General features: G+C 72.3%; 18 protein-coding genes. 6 read left to right on the plus strand and 12 right to left on the minus strand.

Annotated features, from left to right (window positions below; all coding sequences use genetic code 11):
• Window positions 1-19: 19 nt before the first annotated feature.
• The gene (locus tag Acy02nite_RS15365) at window positions 20-643 is read left to right on the plus strand and encodes a hypothetical protein (RefSeq protein WP_203741144.1); all 624 of its coding nucleotides are present in this window, start codon (window positions 20-22) and stop codon (window positions 641-643) included.
• Between the two features lie 72 nt (window positions 644-715).
• Here Acy02nite_RS15365 and Acy02nite_RS15370 read toward each other — a convergent pair whose 3' ends face one another.
• The 3 genes from Acy02nite_RS15370 to Acy02nite_RS15380 all read right to left on the minus strand — a co-directional run bounded on the left by Acy02nite_RS15370 (window position 716) and on the right by Acy02nite_RS15380 (window position 3,713).
• Window positions 716-1,072 (minus strand): nitroreductase family deazaflavin-dependent oxidoreductase, encoded by a 357-nt coding sequence (locus Acy02nite_RS15370; protein ID WP_203741146.1) that lies wholly within the window; start codon window positions 1,070-1,072, stop codon window positions 716-718.
• Between the two features lie 330 nt (window positions 1,073-1,402).
• Window positions 1,403-2,686 carry a multidrug effflux MFS transporter gene (locus Acy02nite_RS15375; protein ID WP_203741148.1) on the minus strand — a complete coding sequence of 428 codons (1,284 nt, stop codon included), beginning with the start codon at window positions 2,684-2,686 and terminating at the stop codon, window positions 1,403-1,405.
• Between the two features lie 145 nt (window positions 2,687-2,831).
• A complete protein-coding gene (locus Acy02nite_RS15380; RefSeq protein WP_203741150.1) occupies window positions 2,832-3,713 on the minus strand; it encodes a TIGR03619 family F420-dependent LLM class oxidoreductase in 882 nt (293 codons plus the stop codon).
• A 241-nt stretch (window positions 3,714-3,954) separates the two neighbouring features.
• Here Acy02nite_RS15380 and Acy02nite_RS15385 point away from each other — a divergent pair, with 241 nt between their 5' ends.
• Complete coding sequence (locus Acy02nite_RS15385; RefSeq protein WP_239174864.1) at window positions 3,955-6,459, plus strand: alpha-L-rhamnosidase-related protein; 2,505 nt, start codon at window positions 3,955-3,957, stop codon at window positions 6,457-6,459.
• A gap of 80 nt (window positions 6,460-6,539) precedes the next feature.
• On the opposite strand, the gene Acy02nite_RS15390 is transcribed toward Acy02nite_RS15385, so the two are convergent.
• The 3 genes from Acy02nite_RS15390 to Acy02nite_RS15400 all read right to left on the minus strand — a co-directional run bounded on the left by Acy02nite_RS15390 (window position 6,540) and on the right by Acy02nite_RS15400 (window position 10,254).
• Window positions 6,540-7,637, minus strand: coding sequence for a LacI family DNA-binding transcriptional regulator (locus Acy02nite_RS15390; RefSeq protein ID WP_203741154.1), 1,098 nt, complete (start codon window positions 7,635-7,637; stop codon window positions 6,540-6,542).
• A gap of 342 nt (window positions 7,638-7,979) precedes the next feature.
• Window positions 7,980-8,960 carry a glycoside hydrolase family 5 protein gene (locus Acy02nite_RS15395; protein WP_239174848.1) on the minus strand — a complete coding sequence of 327 codons (981 nt, stop codon included), beginning with the start codon at window positions 8,958-8,960 and terminating at the stop codon, window positions 7,980-7,982.
• 397 nt (window positions 8,961-9,357) lie between these two features.
• Window positions 9,358-10,254 (minus strand): alpha/beta hydrolase fold domain-containing protein, encoded by an 897-nt coding sequence (locus Acy02nite_RS15400; protein ID WP_203741156.1) that lies wholly within the window; start codon window positions 10,252-10,254, stop codon window positions 9,358-9,360.
• A gap of 82 nt (window positions 10,255-10,336) precedes the next feature.
• Between Acy02nite_RS15400 and Acy02nite_RS15405 the strand changes: the two genes are divergently transcribed.
• The gene (locus tag Acy02nite_RS15405; RefSeq protein ID WP_203741158.1) at window positions 10,337-10,783 is read left to right on the plus strand and encodes a MarR family winged helix-turn-helix transcriptional regulator; all 447 of its coding nucleotides are present in this window, start codon (window positions 10,337-10,339) and stop codon (window positions 10,781-10,783) included.
• 13 nt (window positions 10,784-10,796) lie between these two features.
• Here Acy02nite_RS15405 and Acy02nite_RS15410 read toward each other — a convergent pair whose 3' ends face one another.
• Genes Acy02nite_RS15410 through Acy02nite_RS15420 form a run of 3 tightly spaced genes read right to left on the minus strand, consistent with a single transcriptional unit; the run spans window position 10,797 to window position 13,286 of the window.
• On the minus strand, window positions 10,797-12,215 hold the full coding sequence (locus tag Acy02nite_RS15410; protein WP_203741161.1) for a family 43 glycosylhydrolase: 1,419 nt from the start codon (window positions 12,213-12,215) through the stop codon (window positions 10,797-10,799).
• Window positions 12,216-12,274: 59 nt separating this feature from the next.
• Window positions 12,275-12,763 (minus strand): hypothetical protein, encoded by a 489-nt coding sequence (locus Acy02nite_RS15415; RefSeq protein ID WP_203741163.1) that lies wholly within the window; start codon window positions 12,761-12,763, stop codon window positions 12,275-12,277.
• 49 nt (window positions 12,764-12,812) lie between these two features.
• On the minus strand, window positions 12,813-13,286 hold the full coding sequence (locus tag Acy02nite_RS15420; RefSeq protein WP_203741165.1) for a hypothetical protein: 474 nt from the start codon (window positions 13,284-13,286) through the stop codon (window positions 12,813-12,815).
• A 250-nt stretch (window positions 13,287-13,536) separates the two neighbouring features.
• Between Acy02nite_RS15420 and Acy02nite_RS15425 the strand changes: the two genes are divergently transcribed.
• Window positions 13,537-15,060 carry a M4 family metallopeptidase gene (locus Acy02nite_RS15425; protein ID WP_203741167.1) on the plus strand — a complete coding sequence of 508 codons (1,524 nt, stop codon included), beginning with the start codon at window positions 13,537-13,539 and terminating at the stop codon, window positions 15,058-15,060.
• 108 nt (window positions 15,061-15,168) lie between these two features.
• Here Acy02nite_RS15425 and Acy02nite_RS15430 read toward each other — a convergent pair whose 3' ends face one another.
• Window positions 15,169-15,771, minus strand: coding sequence for a class I SAM-dependent methyltransferase (locus Acy02nite_RS15430; protein WP_203741168.1), 603 nt, complete (start codon window positions 15,769-15,771; stop codon window positions 15,169-15,171).
• Window positions 15,772-15,901: 130 nt separating this feature from the next.
• Between Acy02nite_RS15430 and Acy02nite_RS15435 the strand changes: the two genes are divergently transcribed.
• Complete coding sequence (locus Acy02nite_RS15435; protein ID WP_203741232.1) at window positions 15,902-16,750, plus strand: AraC family transcriptional regulator; 849 nt, start codon at window positions 15,902-15,904, stop codon at window positions 16,748-16,750.
• Window positions 16,751-16,772: 22 nt separating this feature from the next.
• Here the strand turns inward: Acy02nite_RS15435 and Acy02nite_RS15440 are convergent, their stop codons facing one another.
• Complete coding sequence (locus Acy02nite_RS15440; protein ID WP_203741169.1) at window positions 16,773-19,442, minus strand: glycosyl hydrolase; 2,670 nt, start codon at window positions 19,440-19,442, stop codon at window positions 16,773-16,775.
• A 417-nt stretch (window positions 19,443-19,859) separates the two neighbouring features.
• Here Acy02nite_RS15440 and Acy02nite_RS15445 point away from each other — a divergent pair, with 417 nt between their 5' ends.
• Window positions 19,860-20,471, plus strand: coding sequence for a TetR/AcrR family transcriptional regulator (locus Acy02nite_RS15445; RefSeq protein WP_203741170.1), 612 nt, complete (start codon window positions 19,860-19,862; stop codon window positions 20,469-20,471).
• Window positions 20,472-20,668: 197 nt separating this feature from the next.
• Here the strand turns inward: Acy02nite_RS15445 and Acy02nite_RS15450 are convergent, their stop codons facing one another.
• Window positions 20,669-20,959, minus strand: coding sequence for a helix-turn-helix domain-containing protein (locus tag Acy02nite_RS15450; RefSeq protein WP_203741171.1), 291 nt, complete (start codon window positions 20,957-20,959; stop codon window positions 20,669-20,671).
• Window positions 20,960-20,961 lie beyond the last annotated feature (2 nt).

Consider the following 20,961-nt stretch of genomic DNA (forward strand, 5'->3'; position numbering starts at 1 on the left):
GACGGTATAGCATGATCGGGTGGACCCGGCAGAGTTGCGGCGCGGCGTCGACGAACGGATCACGGCGACCCTGCGGGCCTGCCAGGTGCCCGCCGACGCGGTCGTCCCGTTCCCGCCGCATCCCGGCGTCATCGGCCCGGAACCCGGCCCGCCGGGAGTCGAGCGGCTGCGCGCCGGCATGCGGATCGACCGCCTGCCGCCCGGCACGGACCTGTTCGGCGCGGCCGCCGAGCTGTGGCGGCGCGGCGGCTGCCAGGTCACCGAGACTCACACCGCGACCGGACCGGCGCTGACCGGCGTCGACCCGCAGGGCTATCTGCTGCACCTGACCGCCGGCCCGCCCGCCGTGCTCGTCGTCGCCTCGCCGCCGCTGCCACACCGGAATCGCGGTCTCGGTCCCGGCATCGCCGCCGGCGTGATCCTCGGCCCGCTGGGCACCTGCCTGTCGTTCACCGGCAACCTCGACACCTCGGGCGGCGGGAGCCCACTGGCGGTCTGGCTCTGGCTACCGTTCCTGCTGCTGATCGGCGGTCTGCTCCTGATCCGCCCGGCGACCCGGCGGTTCGGCGCCGGCCTGCTGATCGGCGGCGCGGTCACCGGCATCGTCCTCTCCGGCATCTGCAGCAGCATGATGATCGCCTGACCGCTGGGATGGGCGACCCTCCGGCACACCGCCGCGCAGGCTCCCGGTGGTCGCGGCCGCCGCCTGAGTTCCTCAGTCCAGCTCGATCTCGACCAGGGGGCTGCCGGCTGTCCAGCTCGCCAGGCTGCCCGCCCAGTCCAGGGCCGGCACGATCTCACCGAACACCCGGGCGCGCTCGTCCGGATCGGTCACCACCCGGCCGCGTACGCGCAGATCGTGGCCGTCGAGGTGGAGCGTGAACCCGGGGTGGGCGACGAGATTGGCGTACCAGTCGCGGGCGCCCGGGCTACCGGTGAGCCAGTACCGGCCGGCCGCCACGTACCTCCACGTCTCGATGCGTCGCGGCTGCCCGCTGCGGCGGCCGACCGTGGTGATCTCCACGGTCCGCTGCCGGTCCAGCGCCTGTCGTACCTCGTCGGTCACCGTCATCCGCCCACTCTGCAACCTCAACCGAGGTTCACCTCAAGGATGGGCCGTGGCGACTCCGCGGACCTGTCGTCACCGCCGCCGGCCCGGACTACGCGCGGCGCAGGACCAGGGTGACGAATCCGAGGACCCCGCGGTAGCCGCGCAGCCAGCTGTCCCGGTGCCGCTGCGCGACCGACAGGGCCTCGGCGACGTCCGGGTGACCGGGGTTGTCCAGGGCCCAGGCCGTCGGCGACCCGGTCCACGACCACTCGTAGTCGTCCCCGGCCCGACGGCGTCAGTGAGCCGGCGCCACGACCGGCTTCCCCGCCGTGCTCGGCCGGCCCGATGGGGTCAGTGAGCCAGCGCCACGACCGGCCCCGCGGCGTGCTCGGCCGGGAGGCGGTGCGGCCGGACCACCAGGAAGCACACCAGGGTGGCGGCGAGCATGCCGGCGAAGACCACGACCGCCATCGCGACCGCGCCGACGCCGAGCACCCCGACCAGGGGCGCGGCCAGGGCGCCGACGCCGAACTGGACCGCGCCGAGCAGCGCCGCCGCGGTGCCGGCCGCCTCGCCGTGACGGGAGAGCGCCAGGGCGGGAGCGTTCGGCATGGCCAGGCCGACCATGGCCAGGACCAGCCAGAGCGGGATCAGGATGCCGACCAGGCCGCCGACCCCGGTGGCCGCCAGGAGCAGCAGGACCGAGCCGAAGGCGAGCCCGAGGACCAGCGACCCCGCGAGGATCTGCTGGGGCATCCAGCGGCGCAGCAGCCGCACGTTCAACTGGGTCGCGCCGATCAGGCCGACCGCGCCACCCGCGAACACGTACGCGAACTGTTGCTCGCTGAGCCCGAAGCCCTCCTGCAGGACGTAGGACGAGCCGCTCACGTAGGCGAACAGGGCGGCCATGGCGAGGCCGGCGACGAGGATCAGGCCCACGTAGACCCGGTCGCCGAGCAGCCGGCCGTAGTCCCGGACGGTGCCCGCGATCCCGCCGCTGCGACGGTTCTGCGGGGCGAGGGTCTCGGGCAGCACGAGGGCGGTGGCGGTGAGGATGGCCGCGGCTGCCACGGCGAGCACCACGAAGACCCCGCGCCACGAGGTGAACTGCAGGGTCTGGCCGCCGATGGTCGGGGCCAGGATGGGCGCGACGCCGACCACGAGCATCAGCCGGGAGAGCAGTTTGGCCGCGGCGAACCCGGTGAACAGGTCACGGACGACTGCCATGGCCACCACCGCGGCAGCTGCCGCACCGAGCCCCTGCAGCACCCGCAGCGAGCCGAGGACGGCCAGGTTCGGCGCGACGACGCACAGCACCGAGGCGATCAGGTGGACGGCGACGCCGGCGATCAACGGCACGCGGCGCCCGACCGCGTCGGAGAGCGGGCCGATGATCAACTGGCCGAGAGCCAGACCGACGAGGGTGCCGGTGAGCGTGAGCTGCACGGCGGCCGCGGTGACCCCGAAATTGCCGGTGATGGCGGGCAGGGCCGGCAGGTACATGTCGATGGTGAGCGGGCCGAGGGCGGTGAGGAAGCCGAGGACCAGGACGATCCGGAGGCGTCGTCCCGGTGGGAGCAGCTCTCCGGCGGTGAGGTCGTCGTCGGGCGGGGTTTCGGTGTGAGTTTCGGCCACAGTTGCGACAAGCCGCCCGGCGCCGGGTTTCTTCCGGCCGGGGATGTGCTGGTAATGACGGTCACAGCACCGGAGCGGGGCTTCCTGAGGGCTGAGATTCGACTTGCCCGATGCCCGGTCCGCCTGCTCCGGTGCCGACCGCCGCCTATCGGTTGGCCAGGCGGGCCATCAGCTTCTCCGCCACCTCCAGGGACTCGTCGACCGTGCGGGTGCAGTACGTCAGGTCGACGAAGGTGGTGTCGTACCCGGCCTTCTCCATCGCGGACACACTCGCCGCCATGGCCTCCGGGTCGTTGTCGTACGGATTCATGCGCATGACCCGCGTCAACGCCTGGGCGTCACGACCCGCCTCCTCGGCCGCCCGCCGCGCGACGTCCCAGAGGTGGAGCTGATACTGCTCGGGAAGGCCGTCCAGAGCCAGATACCCGTCGGCGCGGCGCCCGACCCGCCGCATCGCCGGCTCGGACAGCCCGCCGAGCAGGATCGGCGGCCCACCGGCCTGGGCCGGACGAAGATCGACGACTGACCGGGGTACGTCGAAGAAGGTCCCGTGATACTCCACCGGATTCTGCGTCCACCAGGCCCGGAGCAGGTCGATGGTCTCGTCGAGCCGCTGCGCCCGGGAGTTCCAGTCGACGTTCGCCGCCGTGTACTCGTCGCGCATCCAACTGGTGCCGAGCCCGACGTCGAGCCGGCCACCGCTCAGCACGTCGATCGTCGTCAACGCCCGGGCCAGCAGCGGCCCGTTGTACCAGGTGGCATTGAGCGTGCTGGAGCCGAGCCGGACACGCGACGTGGCCGCGGCCGCCGCCGCCCAGATGATCAGCGGGTCGGCCGCGCTGGTGAACTCCGGCGGATAGGGCTTCGGCTCCGCCGGATAGAGGTCACTGGGGTCGACCGGGGTCAGCAGGCGGTCGCCGACCCACAACGAGTCGTATCCGAGGGCTTCCGTCGTCCGGGCGAAACGCGCGACCCCGGCGGGATCGCCGGCCGGGCCGAGTTGTGGCAGGGCCAGTCCGAACTGCATCGTGTCTCTCCTCGACGTCGTCGTTCCTGCCCGGCCGGCGGTTTCCGTGGCCGAGGCGCATACAGGAATGAAACAGACCAAAGGATTCTCCCCGTCGGGCATCCGGTTGACATCCGTCGAGTGCTCACCGGAACCGGGCAGCCGATGAGCAGGAATTGAGCAGTGCGGATGACTGGATCACCCCATGGCCATCGATTAACATGACCGTAACGTCCGTGAAACGTTTCATTCCGAGGTGGTCATGGTCTCGTCGCAGCAATCCGGTCTTCCCCGTCGCCTGCTCCTGCAGGCGGGCCTCGCCGGCGCGGCCGTGGCCGCCGTGCCGCTGCCGGCCGCCGCGGCGTCCCCGCGCGCCGGCTGGCAGCGATACGTGATCGGCCCCGGGCGCCGGCACGTCACGCCGACGGCGGTGATCGCGTCCACCGGCGACGTCCGCAACCCCGAGGCGCTGCTGACCCGCGGCGGCCGGGTCACCGTCCTCACCCGCCCGCGGCCGGTGCCACCCCCGGCCTGGCCGACCGGCACCACCGCCACCGCGTCGTCCTTCCACGACCCGAACGGCGGCAACGACGGCACCCCGACCACATACGACCCGGGCAACGCGATCGACGGCGACCCCGGCACGTTCTGGAACGACGCGCAGCCGGCGACCTATCCGGCGGTCCTGACCGTCACCACCCCTGCCGCGATCACCCTGCCCGGCGTGACGTTGCTGTCGAACAGCGACGGCGTGCCGGTCGACTTCACCGTCGAGACGTGGGACGGCGCCGCGTGGCACCCGGCCGCCACGGTGACTGGCAACAGCGCCGTCCAGGCGCCGGTCCGGTTCACCACGCCGGTCACCACCTCGGGCGTGCGACTGACCGTGACCCGCACCCAGGACACCCCGCGCGGGCAGTACACCCGGGTGAACGCCCTGTGGCCGGGCATCGTCGAGCCGGAGACGCCGCCGAGCGTCACCGTGGACTTCGGCCGGATCGTCGTCGGCTACCCCCGGGTGACGTTCGCCCGGGCCTCGGACGATCACCCCGGCGTCCGCCTGGCGTTCTCCGAGACGCTGCGGTTCCTCTCCGACCGCTCCGACTACAGCCGCGGCGCGCCGGGCACCGATCAGTACGCCGTGCCGGCCGGCGGCGCCGACTGGCTCGACCGGAACGGGTACCAGAGCGGCAGCCAGGTGCACGCCGAGGGCCTGCACGGCTTCCGCTACCTCAAGATCACCCTCGACGCGCTGCCCGCCGACGCTCCCGCCGCGCAGCCGTACGGACAGGTCGCCGTCGACGCGGTCGCACTGGAGTTCACCGGGTACCTCGGCGCCCCCGGCTCGTACGCGGGCTGGTTCCTCTGCTCCGACGACGAGCTCAACCGCTACTGGTACGCGGCCTCGTACGCCAACGAGCTGACCGTCGACACGTTCCGGGCCACCGACTGCGATCCGCGCGACGCGGCCAGCCCCACCCTGGAGGGCAAACTCGTCCTGCACGACGGCGCCAAGCGCGACCGGGACCCGTACGTCGGCGATCTCGCCGTTTCCGGGCGCACCCTCTACCTGACCCATCCCGACGCGGCCGCCGCCGCCCGCAACGTGCTCGCCGACCTGGCCGACCACCAGCGCGCCGACGGTTTCCTGCCACCGGCCTCGATCTTCAACTACGGCCTGACGCTGTTCGAGTACCCGCTCTGGTGGGTCACCAGCAGCTGGGACTACGTGCTCTACACCGGCGATCACGCCTACGCCGCCGGGTACTGGCCGCACCTCGTCAAGCTCCTGGACGGCTGGTACCCCACCGTCACCGACGGCGACGGGCTGCTGAACAAGGGCCTCAACAACACCGGTGGGTACGGCGACTACGCGTTCCTGCCGCGTGCCGGACGCGTCACCTACTACAACGTGCTGTACGTGCAGGCGCTGCGCGACGCCGCCCGCATCGCCGCCCTGCTGGGGCACCACGCCGAGGCCGACAGCTGGACCCGGCGGGCCGCCACGGTCACCGCCGCGGTCAACGCCCGCCTGTGGGATCCGGCCGCCGGCGCCTACCTCGACACCCTCGACGGCCCGGTGCGCCACGGCCAGGACGGCAACGCCATCGCGGTCACCGCGGGCGTCGCCGACCCGGCCCGGGCGACGTCGGCGCTGCGGTATCTGGGCACGGCCACCCGGCAGCCCTACGGCAACGCGTTCATGGACAACGACACCCTGCCCGGCGTCGGTGGCGCCACCCAGCGGGTGTACGCCTTCACCTCGTACCCGGAGATCGTCGCCCGTTTCCGCGCCGGCGCCGCCGACAGTGCGATCGACCAGATCAAGCGGATGTACGGCTGGATGACCACGCACGACTCCGGCAGTGCCGCGTGGGAGGGCATCGGCCCCGGCGGCGAGCCGTACGAGGGCGGGTTCACCAGCATGGCGCACGGCTGGTCCACCGGCGTCGTGCCCGCGCTGACCACCGAGCTGCTCGGCGTGACTCCGACCGCGCCGGGCTTCACCACCTGGGCCGTGGTCCCGCACCCTGGCACGGTGACCTGGGCGAAGGGCGTCGTGCCCACGCCGCACGGCCGGCTGACGGTGTCCTGGGAGGGGACGGCCGGCTCGTTCACCCTGCGGATCACCGCGCCCGCCGGGACCAGGGGCCGGGTCACCCTGCCGGACGGGACCGGCCGCACCCGGGTCACCGTGGACGGCCGTACCGTCCGCGGGTCGTTGCCGGAGCTCGGGCCGGGCACGCACGTGATCGTCGCGCGCTGACCGCGGCCGGGAGACCCCGGCCACCTCACGCGGAGCCGGCTCCCCGGCGGTGGAGCCACCGTGCCACCCGCTGACCGCGGTCAGGCGAGCCGTGCCCGGCTGAGCGACGACTGGCGCACCACGAGTTCCGGGGCGACGATCACTCCGTGGGCCGGCCGGCGATCGCCGTCGTGGAGCCGGGAGACCATCAGCTCGACCGCGACCCGGCCCACATGGTTCTTCAGGGGCCGGACCGCGGTGAGGGCCGGCTCGGCGAGGTGGGCGATCTCGTCGTCGTAGGACACCATCGCCAGGTCCTCGGGGATGCCGATGCCCAGTTCGGCGCAGATCTGCACGACCGCGATCGCATGCGGGTCGCTGTGCACGATCAACGCCGTGACCGCCGCCCGGCGGCACCGGATCAGGCTGTCGTGGATGAGCCGGCGATGGCCGGGATCGTCCAGAGCCACCGGCTCGCGCACCACTGTCGCCGCCGAGATGCCGAGCTCGGCACAGGCGGTGAGCCAGCCGCGTAACAGGTGCTCCGAGGTGGGGCTGCCGTGGGCGAGCATCAGCGCGATCCGCCGGTGTCCGTGCTCGTACAGGTGGTGCACGGCGATCTCCAGGCCGAGGGAGTGGTCGCTGCGCACGTACTCGACGCGCCGGGGCATCGCGGCCCAGTGCCGCGGTTGCCGTTCGACCAGGACGGTCGGCACCGGCAGCCGGCCGATCCACCGCATCATGCGCTCGGCGTCGCCGGTGTCCAGGCTCGGTGCCAGCAGCAGGCCCTGCACCTGCTGGGCGTCGACGAGCCGGCCGATCTGCCGGCGGTCCTCCTCCGGGTCGTAGCTGGAACCGCGCAGCTGGATGGTGACTCCCAGGGCCCCAGCCGCGGCCTTGGCGCCCGCAACGACGGGCGGCCAGTAGAAATCCAGTGACGGCACGACCATCCCGATCGTGAACGCTCTGCTGGTCTGTGGCGGGCGACCGGACGGACGAGCGTGCTGCGGGAGCGTGGCCCCACCGTGCACCCGGGTCACCAGGTGGCGGGCGGCCAGCGTCGCGATGTCGCGGCGGATCGTGGGTTCGCTGACACCCAGGTCGACGGCGAGCTCGCGCACCCGGACGGCGCCCTTGCGCCGAAGTTCGTCCAGCACATGCTCGAGGCGCTGCACCTGGAGAAGTTCCCCTGCCGTCACGGCCTCCTCCGCCCGACTGGATGTCGATCCACAGCGTCTACCTCAGGACGGCTGTGCCGGGCCGGGAGCCGGAGCGGCCCACCGGCCGCAGGCCGGCCCGGGGCAGACCGTGAGCGCTAACAATCTGCTGCGCACCGCGGGCATGACCAAGAGAGCAACCAGGCCTTCGAAGGGGATTTCGCCTACGGGGTGACGTCAGGTGGCCACTTTGTGAACGATTGCACCGGTGTTGCGAGCATGTCAAGGCTTTCGTGCCGGCGCATCACCCCGGACGCCGGGCGGACCCCGGAGCCGCGAGGCGTCCCGGGCACCGGGGCAGTACCCGGCGCCCGGGGGCGCGATCTACAGTCCCCAGCCGTACCGGACGCGGTCACGGCCGGCGGCATTGCGGACCGTCAGGTTCAGGTCGGTCCCGCTGCCGCTGAGGGCGAACATCGAGTAGTGGTCGTAGCCGAGGCTTCCGGTGCGCTTGCCGCCGATCGCGGGCCAGTAGGTGCCACCCATCTGGTTGTCCCGCATGACCTGGGTGACGGCGCGAAGGTACCGCACGAAGTTGTCGGTGCTGCCCGCGTCGGCGTAGTTGAGGCCGGTGGACATCGGCGCTCCGTACTCGGTCGCGACCGCGCGGGAGGCGCAGTTGCCGAGGCGGGTCTGGATGTGGCTGCGGAAAGCGTCGTAGGTCATCGCGCCGTAGAAGAAGGCGTAGTAGTGGAAGGAGAGCAGCGTTCCGCTGAAACGACTGTCGTTGCAGATGTCCCGCAGATCCTGGCTGAAGCCGGTGCCGCCGATGAGCACGCGGGAGGGCACCGCCGAGTAGTGGTAGCCGAGCCAGTTCGCGGCGACGTTGCGCCAGTCCGCCGAGCTGTAGCCGTGGGGTTCGTTCATCGGCTCGAAGTAGACATTGACGTTGGAACCGTAGGTGTTGGTCACGCGGGACCACATCGTGTTCCAGGCGGCCAGGTTGGTGATCCTGCCACCGGAGGCGGCGCCGTCCTCCCAGTAGGCGAGGATGACCTTGAATCCGCGGGCGGTCGCGGCGTCGATGGCACCCCGGTAACTGTTCCACCACGTCGTACCGACGGTGTGGGTGTTGATCGGCAGGCGCACGGTGTTGACCCCGATGGCTGCCATGTCGTCGTAGAGGGCATTGGCCTTGGCCCGCACGGTCGCGTTGCTGTCGGACATGCTCAGGCCCTGGACGACGAGCGGGCTCGTGCTGAAGTTGTCACCCAGCACGGCCCAGTTCATGCCTCTGAACTGATTGGTGGCCGCGCCGGCCGGTGACGCGCCGGCGACGGCGACGACCACCGGGATCAGGGTCACCGCGGCCAGGATCCCGACGAGGACGCGACGCAGCGATCGCCGGCGGGGCGGCGCTGGTTCACATCGACCGTTACCGGCGATCTGGATCAACCTGGGGTGCTGGTGGGTCGTCACTGCCTCGTCCTTCCGCACGGGGGATTCCGGTGCTGAGCGGTGAGTCCGTGCCCTCTCGACGGGGCGCGACCGCCCTCGCCGGACGGGGCTACGCCCAGCAACACCTTGGTAGACCAAGGGCTACGGCGACGCGATCAATCGAGCCGATTCGTCCAAAAGCAGGCAGGAACGAACATGCACGGAACGCCTTGCCCGCGAGCGGGAACCCCGGGTCCGGGCCGGCACAGCGGTCCGGCTGGGTGACCCGGCGGCAGGGTCCGCCGCCGGCCCCTCCGGCCGGGGTTCACCCCGCGTCGACGACGGCCGGCAGTCTGCGGGACAGGAACGCGCCGGCCCGGTCGAGCGCGTCGTCCGCGTCGTCGAGGTCGCCGAAGTTCAGCTGGTAGACGTGCGGCAGCCCGGGCCCTGCCTCGAGGGTCACCTCGACGTCGGCGGCGGCGGCGCGCGTGGCCAGCCGGAGCGCGTCGTCGAGGAGCAGCTCGTCGGCACCGACCTGGACCAGCAGCGGCGCCAGCCCGGACAGGTCGGCGAAGATCGGGCTGGCCGCCCGGGCCGCGGCGGGGTCCGGGGTGAAGTGGTCGGCGTACCAGCGCAGCGCGTCCTCGGTGAACAGCGGGTCGGCCGCGGCCCGGGTGCGGATGCTGTCGCCGCTGAGGGTCAGGTCGGTCCACGGCGAGAAGACCGCGGCGGCGGCCGGCTGTGGCAGCCCCGCGTCCCGTGCCGCGATCAGCGTCATGACCGCCAGCCCGCCGCCGGCCGAGTCACCCGCGATCAGAATGTCGCCGGCGTCGGTCGTCTCCAGCAGTTCCCGGTACGCGGCGAGCGCGTCGTCGGCAGCGGCCGGGAAGGGGTGCTCGGGCGCGAGCCGGTAGTCCAGCGAGTACGCGGTGCCACCGGTCCGGGCGATCAGCGCCGACGCGAGCCGCGCGCCGGTGCGGGCGGACCCGACGACGTAGCCACCGCCGTGCAGGTAGAGCAGCACGGCAGGGGACGCGCCGGCCCGCAGCCGCACGGCCGGCCACCCGCCCAGGGTGGTGTCGTCGGCGCTGACCCCCGCGGCGAGCGGGCGGGACGTTCCGAAGATCTCGAATCCGGCCCGCTCCTGCGGGACGGTTCCGCGTTCGCGCGGGGTCGCGGCCAGGGCGGCTCGGACGGCGTCGCGTTGCTGCTGCCGGTTCATGTCGGCCTCCGATGAGAAGATGGCTTCCTAGGAATCAACATAGTTTCCCTGGAAGCTAATTCCCACGAATGGAAGTCGATCCGTGACGGACGCCACGACGCTCTTCACCGACCTGGTGCGCACCGAGACCCGGCTCTACAACCGCATCGACGCACGCCTGCGCGCCGAGCACGACATGTCGCTCGGCGCGCTGGAGTTCCTGCGGATCATCGGCGGGCGCCCGGTCTGCCGGGTCCACGACATCGCCCAGGAGGTCGACATCACCGTCGGGGCCACCAGCAAGGCCGTCGACCGGCTGGTCGCCCGCGGCTGGTGCGAGCGCCGCGCCAACCCGGACGACCGGCGGTCCTCCCTGCTCGTCCTGACCCCCGCCGGCGAGCAGGCGCTCGCGGCGGCCACCCCGGCCTTCGAGGCCGCGATGGCCGGGCTGACCGCCGCGCTGCCCCGGCCGGTCCTGGACCAGCTCGCCACCGGCCTGAGCCGGTGGCGGCAGCATCTGGAGCAGGACCCGGCGGATCAGGACGCGTGATCGGGCCCCGCGATCAGGCGACGTCGATCGCGTCGATCTCGGCGAAGTTCGCCCCCTTGCCGTACGCGATCGTGTTGGTGCCCTTCCTCAAGGTCACGGTCCGTTCGGTGACCTGCCAGTTGTCCCAGCCCGTGACGGGGTAGTCGACGGTGCCGGCCGCGACGCCGTCGACGGTCAGGGCGTGGCTCGCCGCGCCGCCGTCCGACCCGTTGGCGAACCGGGTGTACAGCCGGTAGTCGCCGGCCCGGGGCACGTAGACGGTGAAGGTGACCCGGCTGTCGGCGAAGTCGATGCCACCGACGACGACGCCGTTGCTGGCGCCGCCGGCCGCGTACCGCGCGTTGGCCCTGGTGAAGTCGGCGTCCTCGGCCTCGTAACGCACCTTGGCGCCCGCCACGATCGGGCGGCTGCCCTGCCAGTCGAGGCGCTGGGAGTACACCGCCCGGTAGGTGAAGTCCGGGTTCCAGCCGTGGAAGAGGATCCGGTCCTGACCGTCCGGCCCGGTCACGACGTCCTGCCCGCCGGGCCCGCGCACCGAGCCGGCGAACGCGTCGGTGGTCATCAGCGGCGCGGCAGCCTTGGTGTACGGCCCGCGAAGACTGTCCGACGTGGCGTAGCTGCTCACGTAGCTGCCGTTGCCGAAGAAGTTGGCCGAGTAGAACAGCACGTACGTCTTGCCGTGCTTCCACAGCGTCGGCGCCTCGACGAGCGTGCCCTCGAACGGCTTGTTCTGCTTGATCAGTTGCGTCTCGGCGCCGGTGCGGCGCAGCCCGTCGGCGCTGACCTGCTGCAGGTGCAGCCAGGTGTCCTGGGCACAGCAGTTGCCGTCATTCTTCCACAGGATGTACCGGCGCCCGTTCTCGGCATACGAGGACGCGTCGATCGCGCCGCCCGTCTCCGGGGTGCAGACCAGCGCGGTGTCGCGGGGCACGAACGGGCCGCCGGGCGAGGTGGCGGTCGCGGCGCCGATGCACTGCTTGTCCGACGCCCGGTCGTGGGCCACGTACCACATGACGAAGCTCTTGGGACCGGTGGCGAACACCTCCGGCGCCCACACGCCGTGGTCGCCGGAGCCGCCCGGTGGGAAGCTCCACTCCGGATCGGCCCAGGCGCCCAGCGTCGGCAGAGCGTCGCTGCTCTGCACGGTCCAGGTGACCAGGTCGGTGGAGGTGGCCCACTTGATGTGCCGGCCGTCGCTGTTGGTGGCGTAGGCGTAGTAGGTGCGGCCGACCTTCATCACGTCGGGGTCGGCGAAGTTCTGGTCGATGACCGGTGCCACCGCGGCGACGGCGGCCGGCGTGACCGGGGCGGCCGGCGTCGCCGAGGCGGCCGGGGTGATCGAGGCGGTGAGCAGGCCGGCGGACAGGGTGAGCGCGGCGGTGAGGGCGGTCGCCACACGCGGGCCACCGCGCCGGAAACGGAACTGGATCACAAAGTCCTCCACTGATGTCGGTGGATTCAGTCGAGCGATCCTCGTAAATTAGCCCACACTCAGGCGCCCACACCGGAGCCGATGATCAGAAAAGTACGACGGGTGTCGTCGTCACCCGGGCGCAACCGCACCATGGTGAGCGTGACCTCGCGTGGCCACCAGCGGGTCGGCTCCCGCCAGGCGCACTCGACGAGGGTGGCGTCCGGGCGGTCGGCGCAGTCGCCGAGCTGCTCCCAATGGTCGAGCTGGGTGGCCACGGTCTGCCGGGCCCGCAGCCACGGCGAGCCGGGCGGCATCGCGTAGATGCGCACTGTCCCCGGCCCGCGATCGTTGCGGAGCCGGGACTCGACGAGCCCGGAACGGACGGAGACGTCCTGGTCGAATCCGGCGCCGTCCGGCCACGGGGCGGCCGCCCCGGCCGGCGGGGTCACCGGATGCGCGACGCCGGCCGCCTTCCACCGCACGTAGGACACGGCCGCGAGCGTGAGCGAGGCGAGCAGCAGGAGACCGGCGATGGCGGCGACCACGCGCCGTCGACTGATCCGCACGGCCGGAGTCTAGGCAACACCCGCCACCGGTGCTCCGCGGGCGACGTGGTCACCGCCAGGCCGGGCCCTCCGGGATCTCGTCGGCGCGGTCCCGGGTCACCGGGCGGGCCCGGTCCGGGTCGAAGCCGTACCTCTCCAGGACACGCCACGAGGCGATGCCGCGGCGGACGCCGTCGCTGACCACGTAGATGCCGTCCTCGCCGACGACGCGCAGCAGGTAGGCGTCGCGGCTGAACGCCGGGCCCCGGCTGATGTCGTCCAGGTCGTCGTTGACCTCGACGCCGTCGGTGTCCTCGTAGAACCTCGTGTAGGTGGCGATGTCCGGGAAGGCGCGGGCGTATCCCTCGGGGTCGACCAGGTAGATGCTGGCGCTGCCGGGACTGCGCAAGCGCTGGCCGGACAGGTCCTCGCGCGGGCTGCTTCCCGCGCTGACCACGGCCGGCGCGGCGGGCGGTGCGGCGACGGCGGGCGCGGGGGCGAGCAGGCCGGTGGCCACGAGGGTCAGGGTCAACAGGCGTCGCACGACAGGTTCCTTTCAGGCGGTGGAGCGGTCGGTGTCAACGCTATGCACCGCTATGCCTCTTCTGGGAGGAAACGAGGAAGTCGGGACGCCCACGGCGTACGCGGGAAGGGATTGACACCTAGGGTTTTCCCTATTCCGTCAATAGACCTACATATATATCGTCACTCCTGAATCAGCCGGTCCGGCTACCCCGCCGAACCGGAGGACTACCCCGCCCATCACCCCCACGGGCGGGAAAGGAGTTCCCGAGATGGCACGTAAATCCCTGGTCGTCGGCTTGGCCGTCGGCACCGCGGCGGCCTCGGCGCTGGTCGCGGTCTCCGGCCCGGCGGCGGCGCAACCGGCCGCTCCGGCCGTCGACGCCGTGGCGGCCGCCGACTCCGTGATCGCGGCCCGCCCGGCAGCGCTGCGGGCCGGCGCCCACGACGCCTTCCAGCGGCGGCAGGTCCTGCAGTCCGCGGGCCTGACCTACGCGGCCTACGACCGCACTTACAAGGGTCTCGCGGTCAAGGGCGGTGACCTGGTCGTCGTCACCGACAACACCGGGCAGACCCGCTACACGTCGGTGGCCCAGAGCAGCCCGATCGGGGAGCTGTCGACCACCGCCAAGGTGACCGCGAGCGCGGCGATCGCCACGGCGAAGGCGCAGCTCAAGACCGTCACCGGGGTCGAGAGCACGTCGCTGGTCGTGATCGCGGGCGACACGGCACGGCTCGCCTACGAGACGACCGTCAACGGCACCGGCGCGAACGGCGTCAGCCGCCTGACCGTCGACGTGGACGCGGTGACCGGGAAGGTGATCGGCACCGAGGAGCACGTCACCGAGGTCACCGGCACCGGGACCGGCTGGATCAACGGCTCGGTGTCGCTGAACACCACGCTGTCCGGCTCCACGTACTCGCTCAAGGACCCGTCCGTCACGAACCTGAGCTGCCAGGACGCGTCCACCCGGGCGACGTTCACCGGCAGCGACAACGTGTGGGGCAACGGCGTCGGCACGAGCAAGGAGACCGGCTGCGTCGACGCGCTCTACGTCGCGCAGAAGCAGGTCGGCATGCTGTCGTCGTGGCTGGGCCGCAACGGCCAGAACGGCTCCGGCGGCGCGTGGCCGATCCGGGTCGGGCTCAACCAGCAGAACGCGTACTACGACGGCACGCAGGTCCAGATCGGCAAGAACACCGCCGGCAAGTGGATCTCGTCGGCCGACGTGGTCGGTCACGAGCTGGGTCACGGCATCGACGACAAGACGCCGGGCGGCATCTCGAAGGGCGGCACGCAGGAGTTCGTCGCCGACACGTTCGGCGCGGCCACCGAGGCGTACGCGAACAACCCGAACGACCCGTTCGACTACCAGGTCGGCGAGGAAGTGAACCTGGTCGGCAGCGGCCCGATCCGGTACATGTACAACCCGTCGCTCGCCGGTGACTCCAACTGCTACTCCAGCAGCACGCCGGGCCAGGAGGTGCACGCCGCGGCCGGTCCCGGCAACCACTGGTTCTACCTGCTGGCGCAGGGCAGCGGTGGCAACGGCCAGCCGGCCAGCTCCACCTGCAACGGCTCCACGGTGACCGGCCTGGGCATCCAGACCGCCATCAAGATCATGTACAACGCGATGCTGCTGAAGACGTCCAGCTCGTCCTACGCCAAGTACCGGGTGTGGACGCTGCAGGCCGCGAAGAACCTGTACCCGGGCAGCTGCACCCAGTTCAACGCGGTCAAGGCCGCCTGGAACGCGGTCAGCCTGCCGGCCCAGTCCGGCGAGCCCACCTGCTGATCCCTGCACCTGGTCCTTCCCCGAGGGCGGGCCGGCACGTCTCCCCCGACGTGCCGGCCCGCGCCGCGTCACGGCACGTACCGGTCACGGTGCGCGGCGCGGGCGGGCTCAGGCCGACGCGCGGTAGAAGACGACCCGGCCGAACCCGGCACGGCCCCGGCCCGTCTCGGCGGGGTTCGTCAGCCCGGCGTCGAACAGCGCCGCGAGGACGTGATCCGGTTCGGTCGCGGCCAGCCGGGACGGGCGCGGGTGCGCCCCGGCGACGTCCACGATGTGCAGCTCGCCGCCGGGGCGCAGCACCCGCCGGGCCTCGCGCAACGCCCGGCCGTGCTCGGCCCGGTCGAGGTGGTGCAGCATCAGCGAGGAGAGGACCCGGTCGACGCTCGCGTCCGGCAGGGGCAGGCTTCCGGCGTACGCGAGCTGGTAGTTGATCTCGAGGTTGTTCCTGACGGCCTTGCGGCGGGCGCGGCGCACGGAACCGGCGTCGGGGTCGATGCCGATCGCCTCGACACCCGGGCAGGCGCGGGCGAGCGCGGTCAGCACCGTGCCGGTGCCGCAACCGATCTCCAGCACCCGGTGGCCGGGGCGCGGGCCGGCGTGGCCGATCAACTGCCGGTGGACGTGACGCACGCCGGTGAGGCGGCAGAACGGGTCGTAGAGGGGCAGCAACCAGCGCAGTCCCATGGCGGGCAGATACGTCTGCTGGGTCATGTCACGCTCCTGGGATCCGACGAAACTCGGTCATACGCTCAGCCTCGTGGCCGAAGACGACGAGCACAGCGGCGAATTCGTGGAGATGATCCGACGATTCTCGGTTCCGGTCGGGCGGACCGGGGACGGCGTGACCGTCTACGGTTTCGGGCGCGCGGCCGAGGTGCTGCCGATCGGATCGGCGCGGCTGCCCGGCCCGGTGCCGCAACCCGGGATCGGCGCGCACGCACACGACTTCCTGGTGCTCTGCTACGCGCATCGCGCCGACGCGGACGTCCGGATCGACGGCCGGCGGTGGACGGTGACCGATGGTGATCTGTTCGTGTTCGCGCCGGGACAGGTGATCGGGTACGGGGGGACCGGCCGGATCGCCGACGACGGGTGGGTGGTGTGGTTCCCCGCCGACCTGGTGCGCTCGGGGGTGGGCGCGTCGTGGCGTTCGCATCCGCTGCTGTTCCCGTTCGCCCGCGGTGCCGACCGGGCGCAGCGCCTGCGGATCCCGCCGGCGGAGCGGGACGCCTGGATGGCGCGGTTCGGCGCGCTCGACACCGAGGTGCGCACGCGGGCGGACGGGTACCGGGAGGCGTCGATCGCCCATCTGACGTTGCTGCTGGTCGGTCTCGCGCGGCTGTCGGCCGAGGTCGGCGACCAACTGCGGTCCGCCGAGGAGCCGCTGCTCGGTGCGGTGTTCGACCTGATCGAGCAGCGGTACCACGAGGGGATCTCGCTGGCCGGCATCGCCGCCGAGCTCGCCCTGACCGGCAACCACCTGACGACAGTGGTGCGGCGCAAGACCGGGCGGACCGTCCAGCAGTGGATCACACAACGGCGGATGCAGGAGGCGCGCACGTTGCTGTCCGAAACTGATCTGACGGTGGCGGCGATCAGCCGGCGCGTCGGCTATCCCGACGTCAGTTACTTCATCAAGCGGTTCCGGGCCGAGCACGCTGTGACGCCCGCCCAGTGGCGCGCCGCGTAGGCACAACGGCGACCGCGGCGTCTCATCGGTACCACCTCAGGGAGGCCGGGCCGAGCAGTCCGTACGCCTGCCGGGCCGCGATGCCGAACACGGCGGGACTCGTGGTCCGCAGGCGGTTGAGCAGCGTGGTCGCGACCTCGACCTCGATGGTGTTCCGGCCGGGCCGCAACGTCAGGTCGGCGACCGGTTGCAGCACGTCGATCGGGGGCAGCAGGCGGCCGTTGAGCCGGACCCGGCTGGTGTCGACGACCTTGCCGAGCACCAGCAGCGCGCGGCCCCCGGCGCCGGCGTCGACCGTGGTGCGGTACCGGCCGATGCCGGAGACGTCGGCGAGCTCCGGGATCGACGACCACGGCGCCAGGCCGTCGAGCGTCAGCCGGTGCGTGGTCACGCCGGTCGGCTGCCAGTCCTCGACCTCGAGGTCCCAGGTGGTCAGCGGCGTCTCGGCACCGGTGAACGTGCGGGTGACGACGGGAACCCGCCGCCGCTGGCAGGTGACGAGCAGGGACTGACCGGGCTGCAGCGTGACGTGGATCCGGAGGCGGCTCCCGGCCCGGGTGTACGGGAGGCCGCGCCGCTCCCCCGTCCACGCGTCCACCGCGACCGGCACGCTGGTCCGCGACGTCGTGGTCAGCCACACGTCCTGGTCGATCGCGGTGATCACCCGGTTCTCGGCGTGGCGGGCGTTGGCCAGGTAGTAGTGGTCGGTGTCGCCGTCGACGCGGCGGACGGTCATCAGCGACGACCGGTCGTACTCCACGTCGCGCCGCACGCCGAGCGCCTCCAGCGCGGCCGGGATGCCGGTCTGGTCGGCGACGACCCGGGTGCCGGGCTGCGCCAGGAGCTCGGCCAGCAGCGGTTGCAGCGCGACCGGGTGCACGTCGGCCCAGTCACCGACGACGATCACCGGCAGGCCGGCCCGGGCGATCGCCACGAGACGGCGGGCCGCCCGTACCGGCAGGGTGTGATCCTTGCCCCGGAAGATGTCACCGTCGAGAACGACTGCCTTGTAGTGCGGCGGGCCCAGGCGTCCGTCGCGCACCGTGGCGGCCGGCAGCGACAGCGACGCCTCGTCGACGAAACCGTGCGTCCAGCCGATCGGGATGCCGTCGTTGGTGGCCCACGGGGCGCCGATCCCGGTCGCGGTGAAACCTTTCTGCCGGAAGAACGCGAGGTCCGCCCGCGCGGTGCCGGTCTGCAGGATCTTCTGGGTACGGCGGAACCAGCCGGCCACGCCGTCGATGTGCCGCCAGGTGGGCTGGCGCGGGCCCCACGCCTCGGCGTACCCGATCCCGGTGCCGTTGTAGGGCGAGAACGCGGCGAAACCGGGCCAGGCGGCGCCGGGCGCGTCCCGGTACGCGAACCCGTGCAGCACCGCCTGGTTGACGCCGCCGGCGAACACGCTGCCCATCGTCTGCAGCACCTTGTTCCAGGTGGTGCTGTAGGCGCCGTTCGCGTAGGCGGCCGACTCGCAGGAAAGAACCTTCCGCCCGGCCATGTCCCGGGCGGCGGCGAGGACCCGGAAGTCGTCGAGGTTCTTGAAGCCGAGCGATTCACCCTCCGGCACGTCGAGCAGGGTGGCGCTGCGGATCGCGTCGGTGGACAGCCCGTACGGCTGGGCGCGCAGCTTCAGCCCGAGCGAGTGCGCGAAGTCGCGCAGCGGCAGCAGGTGGTGCTCGTGGTAGAGGTCGGAGAGCACCTGGTCGAACGCGTCCCGCAGGTGGTTGGTGGTGTCGCCGCCGAACGTGTAGAGGTACTTGCCCTTCGGCGCGAGCAGCACCGGGAGCACCGGCAGCAGGTCGGTGCCGGTGCGCCTGGCGAACTCGGCCGGGAGGTCCGGTGTCCAGAGCGTCCCGTCGGCCTCCAGCTCCAGCGAGTCCTCGAACAGGTCGCCACCCGCGTCGCGGAGCAGCCGCCGGATCGAAGGCGTCAGCACGTGCGCGTTCCACGCGTCCCGGATCGCCGCGACCCCGGCCGCACTGAAGTGGTCGACCACGTAGGAGGGCGGGTCGGTGTGCGGGCCGCCCTCCGGCTGCTGCCCCGAGCCGCGCACGACATACGTGAGGAGCACCCAGTTCCCGTCCCCCACGGTGACCGTGACCTGTCCGCCGGCCGGGGTCAGGGTCCGCACCGACGCCGGGTCGAGGACCCCGGTGGAGACCAGCCGGGCGATTTGGACGGCGAAGGTTTCCGCCGCCACCGGCACGGTGATGCCACTGGTGAACGGCGTGACGGTGTGGACAAGTTCCTTCGCGGCGGCCGGGTGATCCGGGGTGATGCCGGGGACCGCGGCCGGCCAGCTCGGGCCGGCCGCCAGGTCGACGGTCAGACCACGCCGCTTGGCTTGGCGCAGCGCGGACTCGACGGCGTCGCGCCACGGGCCGGTGCCCCAGCCGTGCCCGGCCGGGTCGAGGTCGGCCCGCACACTGTGGTGCACGTCCTGGATCTCCACCCCGGCGAACCCGGCGGCGGCAATCTGGTCGACCTCCCGCGCGATCTCCACCGGGTCGACCAGACCGTGCGGCCACCACCACCGGAACTTGGCGCCGTCACCGGTCTCGGTGGCCAGGAACCCCGCGGCTCCGGAACCGGCAGCCTTCTCCGCCGGGGCGGTGGTGGCGGCGGACGCCGCGGTGGCGGGCCAGGGCGCCACGGCGGCGGCGCCGAGCGCGATGACGGTACGACGTTTCATCGGGTGACTCCCGGGGTGGTGAGAACGACGACACAGAGGGGTCCACGGAGCAGGACGGCTTCCGTCCCGGGCCGTTTCGACGCACGACGATCACGCTGCGCCAGCACAACGCTGAGCGGAGCCGCTCGCCGCCGCGCGAGAATGTGAAACGTTATAACGCGGTGGTGATCGCCACGCTATCCGCGGTCGTCGATCGCGTCAACAGCCCCTGACGGATGTCGCTGACCGGCGATTCTGCGGGCGGCGTACCGGGTCGGGTCGTCCGCGACATCACCGAGGACCCGAGGACCCGCACCGCGCCGGGGACCTGAGCGCCGGACGCCGATGTGGACCGGCCGGACGGCGGATCAGCGCCGATCGGCCCCGGCCGGGTTGTAATCTGACGGAAGGCGTTCAGGAATACGGGGGGTGGCCGCGATGAGCAGTGCGACGCCGGCCGGGCCGGGGCGCCCGCGGGACCCCGGGGTGGATCGCCGGATCACCCAGGCCGCGCTGGACGTGTTCGGGGACGCGGGGTGGGCCGGGTTCGCGATGGAGCCGGTCGCGCGGCGGGCCGGGATCGGGAAGGCGACGCTCTACCTGCGCTGGAGCAGCAAGCAGGAACTGCTCACCGACGCGCTGACGGCCGGGCTGCCGCGGATCAGCGACGTCGACACCGGCACGCTGCACGGCGACCTCGTCGAGCTGGCCACCCAGATGATCGGGCTCTACGCCGGGCCGTGCAGCAAGGCGGCGCTGCGGCTGCACCTGGAGGCGGCCTCGATCGCGGGGATCGCCGAGCACTACGGCCGGATGCGGACCGCGCAGATCGCCGCCGCCCGCGACATCATCCGTCGCGGGATCACCCGCGACGAGATCCCCGGTGGTACGTCGGTGACCCTGCTGCTGGACACGCTGGCCGGCGGCGCCATGATGCACGCGCTGACCACGCCGCCCGCCGAGCGTGCGGCGCTCACGGCCGGCGCGGCCGGGCACGCGCGGGAGCTCGTCGACTTCCTGCTGCACGCGGTGGCGACCCCGGCGCACTGACCCTCACGCGCCGGCCCGGCGCACCGACCATCACGCACCGACCCAGCGCACTGACCATCAAGCCTCGAACCGGCGCACCGATCCTCACCCGCCGGCCCGGCGCACCGAGCCTGACCCGACTGACCCGCGGCGCTGGGCGCTGGGCGTGACCCGGGCGCGCTGACCCGGGCCCGCTGAGCGCGGATCAGTGGGCGCGCTCACGCCGTACGGGAAACGGGGGTGGATCTCTGCTCGTCGAACGGCACCGCGGTGAGCCACGCGTCGGCGAGCTCGGCCAGGGGGATGCCGAGGACCTCGCTGAGGCAGACGATCGTGCCGAAGGCGGGGGTCGGCACCCGGCCGCCCTCGATCTTGCGCAGCGTCTCCGGTGAGATGCCGGCGGCCAGGGCGATCTCGGCCTGGCTGCGGGTGCCGCGGGCGGTGCGCAGCGCGGCGCCGAGACGCCGGCCGGCGGCGATCAGATCCGGGGTCAGCGGTGGGCGGATCATCG

Source organism: Actinoplanes cyaneus, from assembly GCF_016862095.1.
Lineage (GTDB): Bacteria > Actinomycetota > Actinomycetes > Mycobacteriales > Micromonosporaceae > Actinoplanes > Actinoplanes cyaneus.